At 68.0% G+C, this 18,147-nt stretch carries 17 protein-coding genes; 10 read left to right on the top strand and 7 right to left on the bottom strand.

Annotated features, from left to right (window positions below; all coding sequences use genetic code 11):
• The first annotated feature begins 137 nt into the window (after positions 1-137).
• From VG566_RS04020 to VG566_RS03995, 6 genes are all read left to right on the top strand, one after another.
• Entirely contained in the window at positions 138-2,558 is a 2,421-nt protein-coding gene (locus VG566_RS04020; RefSeq protein ID WP_241884090.1) for a TonB-dependent receptor domain-containing protein, read from the top strand.
• Between the two features lie 191 nt (positions 2,559-2,749).
• Complete coding sequence (locus tag VG566_RS04015) at positions 2,750-3,388, top strand: PepSY-associated TM helix domain-containing protein (protein WP_014646258.1); 639 nt, start codon at positions 2,750-2,752, stop codon at positions 3,386-3,388.
• A 26-nt stretch (positions 3,389-3,414) separates the two neighbouring features.
• Complete coding sequence (locus tag VG566_RS04010; protein ID WP_005408420.1) at positions 3,415-3,933, top strand: DUF2271 domain-containing protein; 519 nt, start codon at positions 3,415-3,417, stop codon at positions 3,931-3,933.
• A gap of 122 nt (positions 3,934-4,055) precedes the next feature.
• On the top strand, positions 4,056-4,859 hold the full coding sequence (locus VG566_RS04005; RefSeq protein ID WP_049405594.1) for a DUF4198 domain-containing protein: 804 nt from the start codon (positions 4,056-4,058) through the stop codon (positions 4,857-4,859).
• Between the two features lie 52 nt (positions 4,860-4,911).
• On the top strand, positions 4,912-5,883 hold the full coding sequence (locus VG566_RS04000; RefSeq protein WP_041864081.1) for an FAD:protein FMN transferase: 972 nt from the start codon (positions 4,912-4,914) through the stop codon (positions 5,881-5,883).
• Positions 5,880-7,484 (top strand): sulfite reductase subunit alpha, encoded by a 1,605-nt coding sequence (locus VG566_RS03995; RefSeq protein ID WP_423172599.1) that lies wholly within the window; start codon positions 5,880-5,882, stop codon positions 7,482-7,484. The genes VG566_RS04000 and VG566_RS03995 overlap by 4 nt, the downstream gene beginning before the upstream one ends.
• 147 nt (positions 7,485-7,631) lie before the next feature.
• Here VG566_RS03995 and VG566_RS03990 read toward each other — a convergent pair whose 3' ends face one another.
• The 4 genes from VG566_RS03990 to VG566_RS03975 form a co-directional block, all read right to left on the bottom strand.
• A complete protein-coding gene (locus tag VG566_RS03990; RefSeq protein ID WP_241884088.1) occupies positions 7,632-8,240 on the bottom strand; it encodes a HutD family protein in 609 nt (202 codons plus the stop codon).
• Between the two features lie 34 nt (positions 8,241-8,274).
• On the bottom strand, positions 8,275-9,000 hold the full coding sequence (locus VG566_RS03985; protein WP_032957373.1) for a murein L,D-transpeptidase catalytic domain family protein: 726 nt from the start codon (positions 8,998-9,000) through the stop codon (positions 8,275-8,277).
• 17 nt (positions 9,001-9,017) lie between these two features.
• Positions 9,018-10,100 (bottom strand): L,D-transpeptidase, encoded by a 1,083-nt coding sequence (locus VG566_RS03980; RefSeq protein ID WP_041863141.1) that lies wholly within the window; start codon positions 10,098-10,100, stop codon positions 9,018-9,020.
• 351 nt (positions 10,101-10,451) lie between these two features.
• A complete protein-coding gene (locus VG566_RS03975) occupies positions 10,452-10,778 on the bottom strand; it encodes a ComEA family DNA-binding protein (protein WP_014036262.1) in 327 nt (108 codons plus the stop codon).
• A gap of 199 nt (positions 10,779-10,977) precedes the next feature.
• Here VG566_RS03975 and VG566_RS03970 point away from each other — a divergent pair, with 199 nt between their 5' ends.
• From VG566_RS03970 to murU, 4 genes are all read left to right on the top strand, one after another.
• Complete coding sequence (locus tag VG566_RS03970) at positions 10,978-12,471, top strand: M20 family metallopeptidase (protein WP_032957377.1); 1,494 nt, start codon at positions 10,978-10,980, stop codon at positions 12,469-12,471.
• Between the two features lie 69 nt (positions 12,472-12,540).
• Complete coding sequence (locus VG566_RS03965) at positions 12,541-12,810, top strand: GlsB/YeaQ/YmgE family stress response membrane protein (protein WP_005415577.1); 270 nt, start codon at positions 12,541-12,543, stop codon at positions 12,808-12,810.
• A gap of 64 nt (positions 12,811-12,874) precedes the next feature.
• A complete protein-coding gene (locus tag VG566_RS03960) occupies positions 12,875-13,900 on the top strand; it encodes a phosphotransferase (protein WP_241884087.1) in 1,026 nt (341 codons plus the stop codon).
• Positions 13,897-14,607, top strand: coding sequence for an N-acetylmuramate alpha-1-phosphate uridylyltransferase MurU (gene murU, locus VG566_RS03955; RefSeq protein WP_241884086.1), 711 nt, complete (start codon positions 13,897-13,899; stop codon positions 14,605-14,607). Before VG566_RS03960 ends, murU begins: the two co-directional genes overlap by 4 nt.
• 505 nt (positions 14,608-15,112) lie before the next feature.
• Here murU and hda read toward each other — a convergent pair.
• Genes hda through VG566_RS03940 form a run of 3 tightly spaced genes read right to left on the bottom strand, consistent with a single transcriptional unit; the run spans position 15,113 to position 18,125 of the window.
• Positions 15,113-15,820, bottom strand: a complete 708-nt coding sequence (hda, locus tag VG566_RS03950; protein WP_014646247.1) for a DnaA regulatory inactivator Hda — start codon at positions 15,818-15,820, stop codon at positions 15,113-15,115.
• The gene (locus tag VG566_RS03945) at positions 15,820-16,989 is read right to left on the bottom strand and encodes an AI-2E family transporter (protein ID WP_014646246.1); all 1,170 of its coding nucleotides are present in this window, start codon (positions 16,987-16,989) and stop codon (positions 15,820-15,822) included. Before VG566_RS03945 ends, hda begins: the two co-directional genes overlap by 1 nt.
• Positions 16,986-18,125 carry a DUF2066 domain-containing protein gene (locus VG566_RS03940; RefSeq protein ID WP_032957235.1) on the bottom strand — a complete coding sequence of 380 codons (1,140 nt, stop codon included), beginning with the start codon at positions 18,123-18,125 and terminating at the stop codon, positions 16,986-16,988. Before VG566_RS03940 ends, VG566_RS03945 begins: the two co-directional genes overlap by 4 nt.
• Between the last annotated feature and the right edge of the window lie 22 nt (positions 18,126-18,147).

Raw genomic sequence — 18,147 nt, 5'->3', positions numbered from 1 at the left:
CCGACGTGACCGCCTGCGCGGTCGCGCCTGCACGCCGCTGCCTGCTTAATCCCTGCCGCCCCTGACCGGCCCTTCCGTGCCTGCCGCGCCCTTCGCGCACGGCACCGCGCCACCCTGCATCCTTCGAGGTAACTGCCATGGCCCAGCGCCATCGTGTCCGTTCGTCCCTGTCCCGTACCCTGCTGACCAGCGCCGTGCTGGCGGCTTTCGCCAGCCCCGCCTTCGCCCACGGTGACGCCGCAGGCGCGCCGCAGACGCTGGACAAGGTGGTGGTCACCGCCGCCGGCTTCGAGCAGAAGGTGATCGATGCCCCGGCCAGCATCAGCGTGGTCAGCCGCGAGGAACTGAGCAAGCGCCCGTACACCAGCCTGGTCGATGCGCTGCGCGACGTCGAAGGCATCGACGTCGGCCTGGAAGCGACCGACAAGAACGGCCGCGCCACCGTGTCGATGCGCGGCCTGCCGTCCGAGTACACCCTGGTGCTGATCGACGGCCGCCGCCAGAGCAATGTCGGCCAGATCTATCCGAACAACTTCGGTGGCGGCCAGTTCGCCTACCTGCCCCCGCTGGATGCGATCGAACGCATCGAAGTCGTGCGCGGGCCGATGTCCACGCTGTACGGTTCGGACGCGATGGGCGGTGTCATCAACATCATCACCCGCCGAAACCAGGACAGCTGGCACGGTTCGGTCAGCCAGGGCTTCACCGTGCAGCAGGACGACCAGTTCGGCGATGCACGCACCACCGACCTCTACCTCAGCGGCCCTTTGCTGAAGGAGCGCCTCAGCCTGGCAGTACGCGGCAGCTACTACGACGCGAAGGCTTCCAACCCGGAATGGGATGCGTTGTCCCTGCCCGACGGCACCCTGTGGGAGCGCAGCATCGGCTTCGGCGGTGGTGGCAAGTCGGTGGCCAACACCAACTGGAACAGCGGCGTGCGGTTGGACGTCCGCATCAACGACGATCACGAACTGTGGCTGGACTACGACGTGTCGCGGCAGAAGTTCGACAACAGCGAAGGCCAGACCGGCACCCTCGACAGCCTGGCCAGCCTGTGGCGCGTCGGCAATGCCGTCATTCCCAACCCGAACGGCAGCGGTACCATCACCCGTCGCGTGGTGCAGCCGCGCGTGGGCTACACCGCCTACCAGCGCTACGAGCGCGACCAGTTGTCGCTGACCCATCAGGGCCGCTACAGCTTCGGTACCTGGCAGACCTCGCTGACCCGCAGCAAGAGCAGCAACCTGGGCCGTTCGCTGCCGCTGACCCTGGAAGAGCGCGCCAACCTGCAGACGCTTTGGAATGACGTCTGCCGCCGCACCGGTACTGCCAACAACTGTGCGGCCGGCCGCGGCAACGCCCTGGCTGCCCTCAACCCGAGCGAGATGGCGCGCCTGCAGGCGTTCCTGCCGCGCCCGCTGCGCACCATGGAACTGGAAGGCTACGTGCTCGACACGATGCTCGACCTGGACTTCGGCGCGCACACGCTGACCGTGGGCGGCCAGTACAACGACACTGACATGGTCGACGGTGTGTTCGGCATGGATGGCGCCGGCTACCGCAGCAACGTCAAGCAGACGCACCGCATGTGGGCGCTGTTCGCCGAGGACAACTGGGCGCTGACCGACACCCTCACCGCCACCTTCGGCCTGCGCTACGACGACCACAACGTATTCGGCAGCCATGTCAGTCCGCGTGGCTACCTGGTGTGGAATGCCAGCGATGCGTGGACCTTCAAGGGCGGCGTCAGCACCGGCTACAAGACCCCGCGTCCGGACCAGCTGTTCCCGGGCATCACCGGCTTCGGTGGCCAGGGCGTGCTGCCACTGGTCGGTTCGCCGAACCTCAAGCCGGAAACCAGCACCAACTACGAGCTGGCCGCTTACTACGAAGGCCAGCGCTGGGGCTTCAACGTCACCGGCTTCTTCAACACGTTCGAGGATAAGATCGCCAGCGGCGGCACCTTTGCGAACTGCGAAGTGGCCCGCGCCGGCAGCGGCTACTGCGTGGACATCGGCCCGGGCTGGGCGGCACTGGGCTACAGCACGTTCACCCAGAGCGTGAACATCGACAAGGCCGAGACCCGCGGTGCCGAACTGGCCGCTCATGTCGACCTGCTCGACACCCTGCAGCTGCGCGGCAACTACACCTGGACCAGGAGCGAGCAGACCAGCGGCGCGCAGAAGGGCCTGCCGATCAGCGGCACGATGCCGGCCAGGCACATGGCCAATGCAAGCCTCAACTGGCAGGTCAACGAAGCGATCAGCCTGTCGCTGATCGGCGAAGGCCGCTACGACCGCTACCGCGACACGCTGCTGGACGCCAACGGCGCCAGCCACACCCGCTACTACGAGGACTACACCATCTTCCATCTCGGTGGCAGCTGGAAGGCCACGCCATGGCTGACGGTGAACGCACGGGTCAACAACCTGTTCGACAAGGACTTCGTTTCGCAGTCGTGCCTGCTGATCAGCCAGAGCGAGTTCAACTGCGTGGACGACTACGCGACCAAGGACCAGCGCCGCAGCTACTGGATCTCGTTGAACGCGAAGTTCTGATCGCCGCGCCCGGCCCCGGTGGGTGCCGACCTTGGTCGGCACCGCTTCATCCACGCGTGGCGTGGATCTACCGATCGGTAGTGCCGGCCGCTGGCCGGCAATCGCCCTCCAGCGATACAGAACGACACGCAATTGCGAGCTATTCTCATCAATGATGTAATGGGCAGTCCCCGTCCGCCTCGAACCGTGCCGTGAGCCGTCCTGCCTCTTCCACCGTGGCGCAGCAACAGAACCGTGGCTTCTGGCTGCGGACGCTGCACCAGTGGCACTGGATCAGCTCGGCGGTGTGCCTGATCGGCATGCTGCTGTTCGCGGTGACCGGCCTGACCCTCAACCACGCCGCGAAGATCGAAGCCAAACCCCAGGTGCAGAACCAGCATCTGGAACTGCCGGCCGATCTGCTCGGCCAGCTCGGCACGCGCGAAAACGGCAATGCACCGATTCCGCGCCCGGCCCGGCACTGGCTGGACACGCAGCTGGGCATCGCCATCGGCGGGCGCCCGGCAGAGTGGTCGGCCGAGGAGATCTACCTGTCGCTGCCGCGCCCCGGCGGCGACGCCTGGCTGAGCATCGATCGCGGGACCGGCGCGGTGGAGTACGAATCAACCTCGCGCGGCGCGGTGTCCTACCTCAACGACCTGCACAAGGGCCGCAACGCGGGCCCGGCGTGGGGCTGGTTCCTGGACCTGTTCGCCGTGGCCTGCCTGGTGTTCTGCATCACCGGCCTGTTCCTGCTGCACCTGCATGCACGCCAGCGGCGCATGACCTGGCCGCTGGTCGGCCTGGGCCTGATGATTCCGCTGCTGATCGCCCTGCTGCTGATCCACTGACTTTCCTTCGTTTCCGGAGCCGCCCCATGCGCGTCACCCTGACCATCGCCCTCAGCGGCCTGCTGGCCACCTCGCCGGCGTACGCCACCACCCTCGACATCAACGTCGAAGTGCCCAAGCTCAACGTGGCCGAGTACCACCGCCCGTACGTGGCGGTGTGGCTGGAAGGCGCCGACCAGAAGGTCGCGGCCAACCTGTCGGTCTGGTACCAGCAGACCAGCAACAGCGAAGGCCACGGCACCAAATGGCTGCCGGACCTGCGCCAGTGGTGGCGCAAGAGCGGCCGCACCCTGCAGGTGCCGGTGGACGGCGTGACCGGCCCGACCCGCCCGGCCGGCAAGCACGCGCTGTCGTTCAACGACAGGCAGCCGGCACTGAAGCAACTGGCCCCGGGCAACTACACCCTGGTGGTGGAAGCGGTACGCGAAGTCGGTGGCCGCGAACTGCTGAAGATCCCCTTCACCTGGCCGGCCACCGCCGCGCAGAACGGCAAGGCGCAGGGCGCCACCGAACTGGGCCAGGTCACCCTCGCCGTCAAACCATAACTGCCTGAGCCGGGGTCGGATCCCTTCCGCAGGAAGGGCTCTGACCCCATCGCCCTATCCCTCGGGGTCAGAGCCCTTTCCGCTGGAAAGGGATCCGACCCCTTCCAACTGGAGTCTTCCGCATGAAGCGCACGCTCGTCCTCGCCGCCGCCCTGGCCGCTGCCCTTCCCTTCTCCGCCCTGGCCCACAAGGCCTGGCTGCTGCCCTCGCAGACCGTGATCGCCGGCAACGCGCCGTGGATCACCGTCGACGGTGCGGTCTCCAACGATCTGTTCTACTTCAACCACGTGCCGCTGCGCCTGGAATCGCTGGTGATCACCGCGCCGGACGGCAGCACCGTGCAGCCGCAGAACGCGTCGACCGGCAAGTACCGCAGCGTGTTCGACATCGAACTGAAGCAGTCGGGCACTTACCGCATCGCGTCGGTCAATGACGGCCTGTTCGCCACGTACGAGCAGAACGGCGAGCGCAAGCGCTGGCGCGGCAGCGTGGCTACCTTCGGTGAACTGCCGAAGGATGCGAAGAAGCTGGAAGTGAGCCAGTCGATCGGCCGCGTGGAGACCTTTGTCACCAACGGTGCGCCGAACGACACCGCGCTGAAGCCGACCAACCGTGGCATCGAGCTGGTCGCCGTCGGCCACCCGAACGACCTGTTCGCCGGCGAGGAAGCCACCTTCCGCGTGCTGGTCGATGGCAAGCCGACCGCCGGCCTGCAGTTCGAGATCGTGCGTGGCGCCACCCGCTACCGCAACGCGCAGGACGAGCTGAAGCTGACCAGCGATGCCAAGGGCGAGATCAAGGTGACCTGGCCGGAAGCCGGCATGTACTGGCTGGAGACCGGCACCGAGGACAACAAGACGTCGGTGAAGCAGGCCGCCAAGCGCCGCCTGAGCTACGTCGCCACGCTGGAAGTGCTGCCGCAGTAATGTGGACCGCGATGCCGGGCGTTCCCCGGCATCGCCACCGCAACGCATCACCATGACCGATTCCCATCTCGACATCGCCCGCCTCGGTGGCACCACCATGGGCACCACCTGGAGCGTGTCGCTGGTCGCGTCGCGCCAGCGCGACCTGCACCCGCTGCACGCCGGCATCCAGGCGCGGTTGGACGACGTGGTCGCGCAGATGAGCACCTGGGAGCCCGGCTCGGATCTGAGCCGCTACAACCGCGCCGACGCTGGCCAATGGTGCGTGCTGCCGGCGGAGACCCGCCACGTTGTGACCTGCGCACAGGCCATCGCTGCCGCCAGTGACGGCGCCTTCGATCCCACCATCGGTCCGCTGGTTGCACTGTGGGGCTTCGGTGCACATGCCGGTGAACGCCGCCAGCCCGACGCCGCTACCCTGCAGGCCACCCGTGAGCGTTGCGGTTGGCAGCGCCTGCAGTGGCAGGATGATGCGCTGCTGCAACCGGGCCGGCTGGAACTGGATCTCTCTGCGATCGCCAAGGGCTTCGGCGTCGATCACGTCGCCGCCTGGTTGCGTAGGCAAGGGATTGGGGCGGCGCTGATCGAAGTCGGCGGCGAACTGGCCGGCTACGGCCGCAAACCGGACGGCCAACCGTGGCGCGTGCTGGTGGAATCCGCACCGGAAGAGGATGTGCACACCGAAACCCCGCCACGGGTGCTGGCGCTGGACGGCAAGGCGGTGGCCACTTCGGGCGATCGCTGGCACCAGTACCAGGCCGATGGCGAGGCCTACAGCCACAGCCTCGACCCGCGTACGGGCAGGCCGGTGCAGCAGGTCGCCGCAGCGGTCACCGTCGTGGCCGACGACGCCATGCACGCCGATGCCTGGGCTACCGCACTGACCGTGCTGGGTCGCGAACAGGGTATGGCGCTGGCCGAGCGCGAAGGACTGGCCGCGCGCTACCTGCAACGCACCGCAGACGCCCCGCAGGAATTTCTCAGCAGCGCCTTCCAGCGCCTGCTCGACGGGCAGGACGCATGAGCACTCGGCCATCGCGTGCGTGGCTCGGCAACACACTTGTACTGATCGTACTGGCGCTGATCGCCTGGGCGCTGCTGCGCCTGCACCTCGGCGACGCCTGGTGGCAGGGCGCACCGCCGGCACGGCAATCGCAGATCGCCATCATCGCCACCGCGCTGTACGCGCTGGCCTGCGCAGCCCTGTGGTGGCGCACTCGTCCGCGCGATGATGCGGCGTCCGCCGATACCGCACCGCTCCTGCTGGTCTGGTCCAGCCAGACCGGCTTTGCCCGCGAACTGGCCGAACGCAGTGCCGAGGCCCTGCGTGGTGCCGGCGTGCCGGTGCGTGTGCGCGGACTGCACGAGGTGGATGCGGCATTGCTGGCCGACAGCCAGCGCGCGCTGTTCATTGCCAGCACCACCGGCGAAGGCGATCCGCCCGACCACGCCCTGCGGTTCCTGCGCGGGGTGATGGCCGCGCCGCCTCCGTTGCAGCATCTGCAGTACGGCGTGCTAGCGCTGGGCGACCGCAGCTATGGCCACTTCTGCGGATTCGGCCACCAGCTGGACCAGTGGCTGCGCCAGCATGGCGCGCACCCGCTGTTCGATGCGATCGAGGTCGACAATGCCGATCCGGCGGCGCTGCGACATTGGCAGCAGTTGCTGGGACAACTTGGCGGAGGCGCCACTGAACTGCCTGACTGGAGCCCGGCCGAGTATCAGCCGTGGACGTTGCTGCAACGCCAGCATCTGAATCCGGGCAACCCCGGCGGCCCGGTGTACCGGGTGCGCCTGCAGCCACCGCCTGGCGTCGATGTGCAGTGGCAGGCCGGCGACATCGCCGAGATCGGCCCGCAGCACCCACGCCACAGCGCGCGCGCCTGGCTCGATGCACAGGGCTTCAATGCAGACACCGTGCTGGATGACGGGCAGGCGTTACTGGCCCGTATCGAGCGCTCGCATCTGCCCTCGCTGGTTCCCCCGGGTGATCTGCCCGCACTGCTGGCAACCCTGCAACCGCTGCCGCATCGCGAGTACTCGATCGCCTCGGTGATGGCCGACGGCGCGGTGGAGCTGCTGGTGCGCCGCCAACTGCGCGCCGACGGTACACCCGGCATCGGCAGCGGCTGGCTGTGCGACCACGCGCCCATCGGCGAACCGGTGCAACTGCGGCTGCGCCGCAACGACAATTTCCATGGCGTGCCCGCCGATGTACCGCTGCTGCTGATCGGCAACGGCACCGGCATCGCCGGCCTGCGCGCGCACCTGCACGAACGTGCCCAGCGTGGCGCGCGCCGCACCTGGCTGCTGTTCGGTGAGCGCACCGCCGCACACGACTTCCATTTCGGCGACGAGCTGCAGGCAATGCTGGCGAGCGGAACGCTGGCACGGCTGGATGCAGTGTTCAGCCGCGACGGCGGCGCGCATCGCTATGTGCAGGACCGGCTGCAGGCCGAAGCGGCGACGCTGCGGCAGTGGGTCGATGAAGGCGCGACGATCCTGGTCTGCGGCAGCCTGCAGGGCATGGCCCCGGGCGTGGATGCAGTGATCGAGCGGGTGCTGGGTACCGCAGGCAGGGAAGCGCTGCTGCTGGCCGGTCGTTACCGGCGCGATGTGTATTGAACGAACCGTCGGGGTCGGTTCCCTTTCCGCAGGAAAGGGCTCTGACCCCAACCACAGCCGCACCATGACGGCGTGTCCAGGCATGGTGGCAACCGCACGGCAGTAGATCCACGCCATGCGTGGATGGCGCCCACCGGCGCCCAGAAATCATGCCCCCGCCGCGCTCACCCGTATCGCCAACAACTCGCCACCACCGCTGAGCGCATGCCGTTGCCTCTCGCCCCCCGCCAACCACGCGGTGTCTCCCGCCTGCAGCGCCGGCAGGCCACTATCGGCACCGAACTGCGCCTGTCCGGCCAGCAGATGCAGCGCCCACGCAACGCCCGGTTCGCAGAAGAAGAACATCGACCCCACCAGCGGCCGGTGCAGCAGTTCGGCCTGCAGCAGCTCGCGCTTCCACATCAGGTTGAAGTCGTGGGTGGTGCCATCGACCAGTTCACCGTGCAGCGTTTCCTCACCGGCAAAGCGCACCCGCCCGTGCGGCGGCAGCACCTGGGCCACGCGGCCATCCTCGAAACGCAGGCGCACGCCATTGCCCTGCAGCAGCACCAGTTCGCGCTCCACGCCGGGGAAGGTGGAGAACGCAGCGTCCTGCTCGATCTCGGCCACCGACAGGCGCAGCGCCCAGTCATCACCCTGTGCGGGCAGGCGCAGGATCTCGCGGGTCCAGCCAAGTCCATTCCGCCAGCGTTCGCGACGATAGTCCAGGCTGGAAATGACCTGGCTCGGAGTGTGCAACAGGGAGTCGACGTTCATCGGCACATTGCATCACGCCACGCGCCATCATGCATCACCGCGTAGCGAGCGTGCCCTGGCCACCGCATCCGCCGGCCAGCAGCTGCGAGTGCTTCAGCCAATCCTGGTCAGGGTAGTAAGCAAACACCATCGTGCCGCCACGCAACGCATCGATCAGCGGCTTGGCCACCGAAAGGCGCACCGCCGGGCAACCCAGGCTGCGACCCAAGCGCCCCTGCAGCTGCGCGGTGGCCGGGTTCACGTACGGCGCACCGTGGATGACGATCGCGCGTTCGCGCGCACGGTCGTTGAAGCCCGGCTCCAGCCCGGCCAGGCGCAGCGAATATCCATTACCGCCCATGTAGGTCTCCTGCGCGGTGAACGCGCCGAGGCTGGACATGAAACTCCCATCGCGGTTGGAGAAGTGCTGGGTGCGGTTCTCGCCGCTGTTGCGGCCATGCGCCACCCATTCCTCGAACAGCAGGCGCTGGTGGGCTAGGTCGAACACCCACAGGCGCGGCTCGGTGGACGGCCGCGAATAATCGATCACGCTGAGACGATCACCGTTGATGCCCAGCTCCGGCCGCTGCAACGCACAGCGCATGGCGTGCGCCGCCAGCTGCAACACGTGGCGGTCGGCCTTGGGCGCACTGCGCGACAGCAAGGCAGCCAGATCATCAGCGCTGGTGGCAAGGGCGGGCGTCTGTGCCAGCGCCGGGGCGCTGGCCGAGGTCGCCAGCAGGCCGAACGCGGCCAGCCGGCACAGGCGGGATGCAGTCATGGGCACAACGAGGGGACTCAGTTGCCCTTGAGGGTGGACCCTGGCGGCTCGGATTCCAAGACCGGCTGCATTCCGGATTCAGCCGGGCTTGGGCGGACCGCCGGCAACGAGGTCACCAGCAGGGTCGTGCCCGGCACCAGCACCTGGTACAGCTGGCGGGCAAAATCGGCCGGCAGCGCCATTGGCAACGAGGGCGTGGCCAGCAGGTCCGGGGTGGCCTGGGCACGATCCTGGCCCAGCAGCGGATAGGCCGTCCACTGGTGCAGGCGCTGGTTCACGTCCAGCGGGCTGGGCGTATCGCTGTAGCCCTGCCCCATCACGAACAGCGTGGTGCCCTGGAATGCCGGCAGGGCGTCGGCCTTCAGCGGCGACTCGCCGATCATCACGCCATCGCGCAGCACGTACAGGCGCTGGTCATGCAGGCTGACCAGGATGCCGACCTGCCCGGCCGGGGCTGCGCTGTCGTCCCACCAGGCCTGCGCCGGGGCCCCGCCCTCGGTTTCCGGCAAAGCCTGGCCGCGCGCGTTGACCGGGGCCAGCACCGAAGGATAGGCCAGGGTCATCGGCGAACTCTTGGCGTCGGCCACCACCACCGTATCGCCGCGCTGGGTTTCGCTGAACAGCTTCTGCGCGAACGCCTGCGGCAGGCGCACGCAGCCATGCGAGGCCGGATGCCCGGGCAGGCTGCCGCCATGCAGGGCGATGCCATCCCAGGTCAGCCGCTGCATGTAGGGCATCGGCGCGCTGTTGTAGAGGTTGGACCTGTGGTCCTTGTCCTTCTGCAGGATGGTGAACACGCCGGTCGGCGTCTCGTGCCCGGCCTTGCCCGAGCTGATCGTGGTCAGGCCGATGGCGATGCCGTTGCGGTAAACGTAGGCACGCTGCTCATCGAGGCTGACCACCAGCACGATCGGGCCGGTCGGCGAGATTTCCGGATGCCACAGGTACTCGCCCGGTTTCAGGTCGGTCGGCCCGCGCACGTCGGCGGTGCTGGCTTCGGCCGCAGGCTTGGCTGTCGGCGTCGGCGCAGCGGCATGGGCCAGCAGTGGCAGGGTCAGTGCCAGGGCGAGCATCAGGGTCGTGGGGCGGTGCACAAGCATCCAGCGGGGTCCTTTCCATGCGGAGCGGCCACCGTACACCATCGGCCCGTGGTGGCCGCGGCAAAACCAGGCGCCGGAAATGAAATTGCCCGGCGACACAGCCATGTGTCGTGCCGGGCAATCGTTACGTCCTTGTCGGCCTGCTGCCGCCCCCTCGCATCCTGCGCTGTGGGGGTAGCGTTGCATCCTGCACGCGGCCGCGTCTGTCCTGTTTGTATCTCAGCCCCTTCCACAGGTCTGTGATGCCACCATCCTGGTGATTGGTGCCGCGTCCTGCGGCGGTCGGTGGTCACGGCCTTCCTGTCCGTGACCGGTGAACCAGCCTCCTGCCGGTTCCGACGATTCCTGCTGTCAGCGCCTGGGTACGGTCCGCACCGGTACCGATCCGGGTACCGGATCCGCCGGCAACAACCTGTTGCCTACGGTGATCCGCTGTCGATTCCGTTCGACGATCGCTTTCCCTATTCCCTTCACCTGCGTCAGGTCCTCGACGCGATGAAACGGGCCGTGTCTGCGCCGGTGCTCGACGATCGCCTCGGCCTTGGCGGCTCCGACCATCGTCAATCCCTGCTGCAGCGCCTGGGCATCGGCGCGGTTGATGTCGATCGGTTCGGCGGCATGCGCCCCAGCGATCCCCACTACCAGCACCAGCGCCCTCAACACGACAAACCAAGGCACGACGTGTATCTCCCTGTGATTCTGGCCGCCCCGACCGGCAATCCCGTCGGCAGGAACAGTGTCCGTCACCACATGTGCACAGCCTATCGGTTTCCCGGATTTCCGTAAGCCAGCCAAATACCCGACGTGATGTAGGAAAAACCCTACCCGCGGCACAGGCGTAGAATGGCCGGATCAGCCCATGCAACCGGAGTTTCAGATGGACAGCGCCAAGCTCGGCCAATTCGTCAATGACAAGTGGGACAGCGAAATCGTCCCGCAGTTGGTCGACTACATCCGCATTCCCAACAAGTCGCCGATGTTCGACGCCAATTGGGTGCAGAACGGCTACATGGAACAGGCGGTCACCCTGATGGAGAACTGGGCCAAGGCCCAGCAGCTGCCCGGCCTGAAGGTTGAAGTGGTGCGCCTGGAAGGCCGTACCCCGCTGATCTTCCTGGAAATTCCGGCTACCGGCGCCGAAACCGGCGACGACACCATCCTGCTCTATGGCCACCTGGACAAGCAGCCGGAAATGACCGGCTGGGACGACGACCTCGGCCCGTGGACCCCGGTCCTGCGCGGCGACAAGCTGTACGGCCGCGGCGGTGCGGACGACGGCTACGCGATCTTCGGCTCGCTGGCTGCGGTACTGGCACTGCAGGCCCAGGGCCTTCCGCACGCCCGCTGCGTGGTGCTGATCGAAGCGTGTGAAGAGTCCGGCAGCTATGACCTGCCGGCCTACGTCGACCACCTGGCCGACCGCATCGGCAAGCCGTCGCTGGTGGTCTGCCTGGATTCGGGCTGCGCCAACTACGACCAGCTGTGGTGCACCACCTCGCTGCGCGGCCTGACCGGCGGCAATTTCACCGTGAAGGTGCTCAACGAAGGCGTGCATTCCGGCGATGCCTCCGGCGTGATCCCGTCCAGCTTCCGCCTGCTGCGCCAGATCCTTTCGCGCATCGAGGACCAGGACACCGGCCGCATCCTGATCGACGGCATGAACGTGGAGATCCCGGCCGAGCGCCTGGAACAGGCCAAGCGTGCCGCCGAAGTGGTGGATACCGAGATCTTCGAGAAGTTCCCGATGGTCGACGGCCTGCGCCCCATGAACGAGGACCTGACCGAGCTGGTGCTCAACCGTACCTGGCGCCCGGCGCTGTCGGTCACCGGCGTCGGTGGCATGCCGCCGCTGGAATCGGCCGGCAACGTGCTGCGTCCGCAGACCTCGGTGAAGCTGTCGCTGCGCCTGCCGCCGACCGCCGATGGCAAGACCTGCGGCGAGCTGCTGAAGGAAGCACTGCTGCGCGACCCGCCGAACGGCGCGCAGGTCACCCTGGACCTGGAAAAGGCCTCCACCGGCTGGAATGCCCCGGCGATGGCGCCGTGGCTGACCCAGGCCATCGACGACGCCAGCCAGGCCTTCTTCGGCAAGCCGGCGATGTACATGGGCGAAGGCGGCTCGATCCCGTTCATGGGCATGCTGGGCGAGAAGTTCCCGGGCGCGCAGTTCATGATCACCGGCGTGCTCGGCCCGCACTCCAATGCGCATGGCCCGAACGAGTTCCTGCACATCCCGATGGGCAAGAAGGTCACCGCCTGTGTGTCCAAGGTGATCAGCGAGCACTACGCCGCCAGCCTGCGCGGCGAGACCAGCGGCTCGCCGGTGGCTGCCGACAGCGGCACCCGCCACGGCGACCACGGCTGCTGCTGATCCGGCACTCGTGACGGACGCAGCCTGGCCTTGCTAGGCTGCGTCCACACTCAAGCGGAATCCGCGCGCATGAATGGTCTGTTCGGCAGCAGCAGCTGGCTGTACATCCTGCTGGTCGGCTTCTTCGTCGGCCTGCTCGGGCGTTTCTTCATGCCCGGCAACAACCGCATGGGCTGCCTGCTGACCATCGTGCTGGGCATCCTTGGTGCCCTGCTGGCCGGTTGGTTCGGCCAGTACATGGGCTGGTACGCCCCCGGCGAACCGGCCGGTTTCCTCGGCGCGGTGGTGGGCGCGGTGGCCGTGCTGGCCGTCCTGCGCCTGTTCAGCGGTCGCCGCTGACGCCGCTCCCCCTTCCCTTCCTGTTGCCGACGTTGGCGCGCCCGGCGCGCCCGGATATGCCCGCATGACCGAACCCGCCTCCGATCCCCAGCGCAGCGCGCAGCGCCTGCAGTGGGCCCGTACCCAGCTCGATGATGCCAACGCGGTGGTCGAACGCGCTTCGGTTGACGCCGGCATGCGCAGCTACTGGCGCACCACCAGCACGCGCGGCAGCCACATCGTGATGGACGCCCCGCCGGGGCTGGAAGATCCGCGGCCGTGGCTGCGCATGCGCGGCCTGCTGCACGACAGCGGTCTGCGCGTGCCCATGCTGCTCGCGCAGGACCTGGATGCCGGCTTCCTGCTGCTGGAAGATCTCGGCGGCCCGACCCTGGCCAGGATCCTCGACGAGCGCAACGCTGACGAATGGTTCGGTCGTTCGATCGAGCAGCTGCTGCGCCTGCAGGCGATCCCGGTGCCGGCCGACTTCGGCCAGTTCGGCGAAGCACTGCTGCAGCGCGATGCCGGCCTGTTCGACGAATGGTTCCTGCAGCGCCACCTGAACCTTGAACTGGACTGCGGCGAGATCGAAGGCCTGCAGCTGGTGCATCGCCGCCTGATGGACAACGCGCTGGGCCAGGCCCAGCTGATGACCCACCGCGACTACATGCCGCGCAACCTGATGCCGGTCGACGACGGCCCCGCGGTCCTGGATTTCCAGGACCTGGTGCGCGGCCCGATCGCCTACGATGCGGTGAGCCTGTTCAAGGACGCCTTCCTGAGCTGGCCACTGCAACGCGTGGACGAATGGCTGGCGCAGTATCACGAGCGCGCCCGCGACACCGGCCTGCCGGTGCCCGACCGCGCCACCTTCCTGCGCGATGCCGACTGGATGGGCATCCAGCGCCACGTGAAGATCCTGGGCCTGTTCTGCCGGCTGCGTTACCGCGACAACAAGGGCCATTACCTCGACGACGCACCGCGCTTCATCACCTATCTGGATGAAGTGCTGCCGCGCTACCGCGAGCTGGCACCGCTGCAGCAGCTGCTGGACGACCGCATCAAGCCGGCACTGGCCGAGCTGGGCGCGCCGATGCGCGTGGCCCGATGAAGGCGCTGGTCTTTGCCGCCGGCCTCGGCGAGCGCATGCGCCCGCTGACCCTGCACACGCCCAAGCCGCTGCTGGAAGTGGCTGGCAAGCCGTTGATCGTCTGGCACCTGGAACGCCTGGCCGCACTCGGCGCGCGAGAGGTGGTGGTCAACACCGCATGGTTGGCCGAACAGTTCCCGGCGACGCTTGGCGATGGCAGCCAGTGGGGCCTGCGCCTGCATTTCCTGTACGAAGGGCAGACCCCGCTGGAAACCGGCGGCGGCATCCTCAACGCCCTGCCGGTGCTGGGCGATGCCCCGTTCCTGGTAGTGAACGGCGACATCTGGACCGATTTCGATTTCGCCACGCTGCCGCGCGAGCCGCAGGGCCAGGCGCACCTGGTGCTGGTCGACAATCCGGTTCAGCACCCGAATGGTGACTACCGCCTGGATGCACAGGGGTTCCTGCACCACGACCGCGAAGGACCATGCCTGACCTATGCCGGCATCGGCGTGTACCGTCCTTCGATCGTGGCCGACTGGCGCGCGGTGATCGGCGATGCGCCGGGCAGCGAGCGGCTGCCACCGAAGTTCTCGGTGGTGCCGCTGCAGAAGCACTTCATGGCGCAGGGGTTGATGACCGGGCAGCACCATCGCGGGCGCTGGACCGACGTCGGCACCGTGGATCGCCTGCGCGCGCTGGATGCGGAGTTGGCGGCGAACGGCTGAGCCCCTCGTGGCTGGACGTTTTGAGAGCAGTAGCCTTGCTTGGCCGGGCGGGGTGGATTCGCGGGGGACGCCGTGAACCCGTCCCTGGGGGCTTGGCCGCGGCATCCATGCCGCGGACACCCCCGCGAACCCACCCCGCCCGGCCTCTGACAGTTTCCGTGCGCGTCCAGCCACGGAAGAAAGAAAGAAAAGCAGAAGCGGGTCGCTTCGCTCTGGTGACGACCAACGGTCGTCACCCACCACAAGCAAGACACGTATCGACCAAGGTCGACACCCACCAACAGCAGTGCAGTACAGAGACCAGGCAGATCGCGGGAACCTGTCGAAGGCGGGGCGCTGTGGGCTTGCGGGGTGTGAGCCGCATGGATGCGGCGACCAAGCCCCCAGGGACGGGTTTACGGCGGCCCCGCAAGCCCACAGCGCCCCGCCTCCCCTCAGGAAGCCAGCTTTTGACGTTGACGTTGCTTCTGCGGGTGCAGGGCGCAGCCCTGCCGAACAACATCCCTCAGTAACGAGGCCGGCCTTCTTCCAGCACCTGGCGCAGGAACGGCACGGTGATCCGCCGCTTCGCCGCCAGCGATTCGCGGTCCAGCCAGTCCAGCAGGGTGATCAATCCACCCAGCTCACGGCCGGTGTGCGACAGCAGCCACTCGATGGCCGCTTCGTCGATGGCCAGGCCGCGTCGCAGTGCACGCTCGCGCAGCACCGCCGCCCGTCCTTCCTCATCCAGCGGCTGCAGCAGCACGCGCACGCACTGGCCCAGCCGCGAGCGCAGGTCCGGCAGCACCAGGCCCAGTTCGCCCGGCGCCTTCTGTGCCGTGTACAGCACGGTCACGCCCGCAGCGCGCGCACGGTTGTGGAAATCGAACAGCGCGATCTCATCCTCGCGGTTGCCGGCAACCTCGTCCAGGCCGTCCAGCGCCACCAGTTCGCGCGCTTCCAGCCCATCAAGCGCCGCACGGACACGGCCGGCGGCGCTGGCCAGCGGCACGTACGTCGGCAACCGTCCGGCCTGCTCGGCGCTAGAGCACATCGCCAGCGCCTGGTGGGTCTTGCCGGTTCCCGCCGCACCTTCCAGGTAGACCCAGTCGTGGCTGGCGCCAACCGCGATCGCGCGCAGCTGCGCCAGCGCGCCATCCGGCGCGCCGATGAAGGTCTCCAGGCGCTGGTCCCGCGGGTAATGCAGGGCCAGCGGCAGTTGCGGCACACCCATCACTTCAGGTCGGGGCCCTTGTCGTCCGGAACGATGATATGGGGCGCGTCGACCACGCCATCAAGCACGATCGCCGGCTTCTCGCCCACGTACAGTTCGCTCTGCCGATAGCGCTGGTGGGCATAGCGCAGCAGCACGTTGGTCACCGCCGCTACCGGCAGCGCCAGCAGCATGCCGAGGAAGCCGAACAGCTGGCCGCCGGCCATCACCGCGAAGATCACCGCCACCGGGTGCAGGCCGATCTTGTCGCCGACGATGCGCGGGGTCAGCACGTAGCTTTCCAGCAGCTGGCCCACGGTGAACACCACGCCGACCAGGATCAGCAGCTTCAGGTCGAAGCCCTGCGCCTGCACCAGCGCGGCGATCACCGCCATCAGCACGCCGGTGGTCGCGCCCAGGTACGGGATGAAGCTGATCAGGCCGGCAATCAGGCCGATCAGCAGGCCCAGCTTGAGGCCGACCAGCGACAGGCCACCGGCGTAGATCACGCCCAGCGCCAGCATCACCAGGAACTGGCCACGGATGAACGCACCCAGCACCTCGTTGGATTCACGCGCCAGCGCGCTGATGGTGCCGATCTGGTTGCGCGGAATCACCGAGGCCACCCGCTCGACCAGCTTGTCCCAGTCGCGCAGGAAGTAGAACGCCAGGATCGGCAGCAGCAGGATGTTGACCACCCAGGTCACCATCGCAAAGCCCGAACGCGAGACGTAGCCCATGAACGTGGTGGCGAAGCCGCCGGCCTGCTGCCAATGGCTGCGCACCCATTCGATCAGGCGGTCCGGATCCAGCCACTGCATCACTTCCAGGCCGGTCTTGTGCTCGAACCAGGGGATGCCGGTCTGCATCAGCCACGCCTGCGCCTGCGGCGCGGCCGCGATCAGGGTGGTGATCTGGCGCTCGATCATCGGCACCAGCACCAGCAGCAGTGCCACGATCACCAGCACCATCGCTGCGAACACCAGCACCACGCCGGTCATGCGCGAGCGGCCGGTGGCCTCGATGCGGTCCACCAGCGGGTCACCCAGCCAGGCCAGCGCCAGTGCCAGCACGAACGGGGTCAGGATCGGCGCCAGCAGCCACACCACCCAGCCGATCAGGCCGGCGAACAGGATGTACTTCAGCCGGCGCAGGAACTGCGCGATTTCAGCTTCCGGGCTCAGGATCATCGCAGGCGGTACTCGTTGCTGACCGGCGCGGCCACCGGGGCACCGGTGGTGTCATCGATCGGGGTCGGCAGGGCCGGCAGCGGCGCGCTTGGCACCAGCACGCCGTTGTCGCCAAGCATGCGGTTGAAGCCGGCCAGGCCGGTGGTCATCTCCACGCTCAGCTCCAGTTGGCCGGCCGAGGCGTGCAGCGGGGTGACGTTGCGCACCACCGGCACCTCGCGCAGGCCAGCGGCCAGCCGCAGGTAGTCATCGGCGCTGTTGATGCCGGTCACCACCAGGCGGTAGGTGCCGGCCTGGCCGACGGCCACGCCGGCCTTGGCATAGCGCTTGACCAGCGCATCGGCGGCACCGTCGGCACCGGCGGCCATCGCGCGCATGGCGTTGGCGTCCTTGCTGGTCCACTTGTTCAGTTCGCGGCCGTTGTCGACGAACACCCAGTCCGCCTGCCAGCCACCGTTGGCGCGGTACAGCTTGCCGATCAGCTGCATCGGCGGCGAGTAGCGCGAGGAGGCACGGGCCACGGCGGCGCTGTCCTGGCGCCAGATGGCACCGGCCAGGGCCTGTTCGGCAGCACCGCCGCTGGGCAGGCCCAGCTTGTAACCCCGCTCGATGGCGCGGTTCAGCAGCGGGCGGGCGGCATTGGCCTGCTGCACGCTGACCAGGCGCGGGCCACTGCCGTCGTCGACGGCCAGCCACAGCACCGGCTTCGGTCGCGGCTGCGGCCACAGCGGCAGGCCCAGCGCCGAGACCAGCGAATCGACGTCGTCCTCGCGGAAGCGGGCCACCAGCAGGGTCCGGAAGCTCGGTGCGCCGCTGGCACCCACGCTCTGGTCCTGCTTGTAGTCGTAGCTGGCCACGTAGTCCTTGGCATTGCGCAGCGCCTGCACCACGCCGGGGCGTGACATCACGTTGCGGTCGCCGGACAGCTTGCCCAGCACCACGCTCAGGGCACGGGCCAGGGCACCGTTGCGATCGGCCTCGGCCTGGCTGTTGACGGGCACTTCGGCCTCGTAGGCCCCCGAAGCGGTGGCGACATCTCCCTCGGTGCGCAGGCCGCTCTGGGCCATCGTGGCCACCGGCAGGCTCAGTGCAAGGAGCAGGGTCAGAATCAGGCTGCGGCGCATCAGGACATCCATTGGCTCGACGAATCCGGGGGAA

It is taken from the genome of Stenotrophomonas sp. CASM114, from assembly GCF_049384325.1.
GTDB classification, from domain to species: Bacteria; Pseudomonadota; Gammaproteobacteria; order Xanthomonadales; family Xanthomonadaceae; genus Stenotrophomonas; species Stenotrophomonas muris.
Note: the sequence above shows the minus strand (reverse complement) of the source record. Positions and strands in the feature narration are given on the sequence as shown.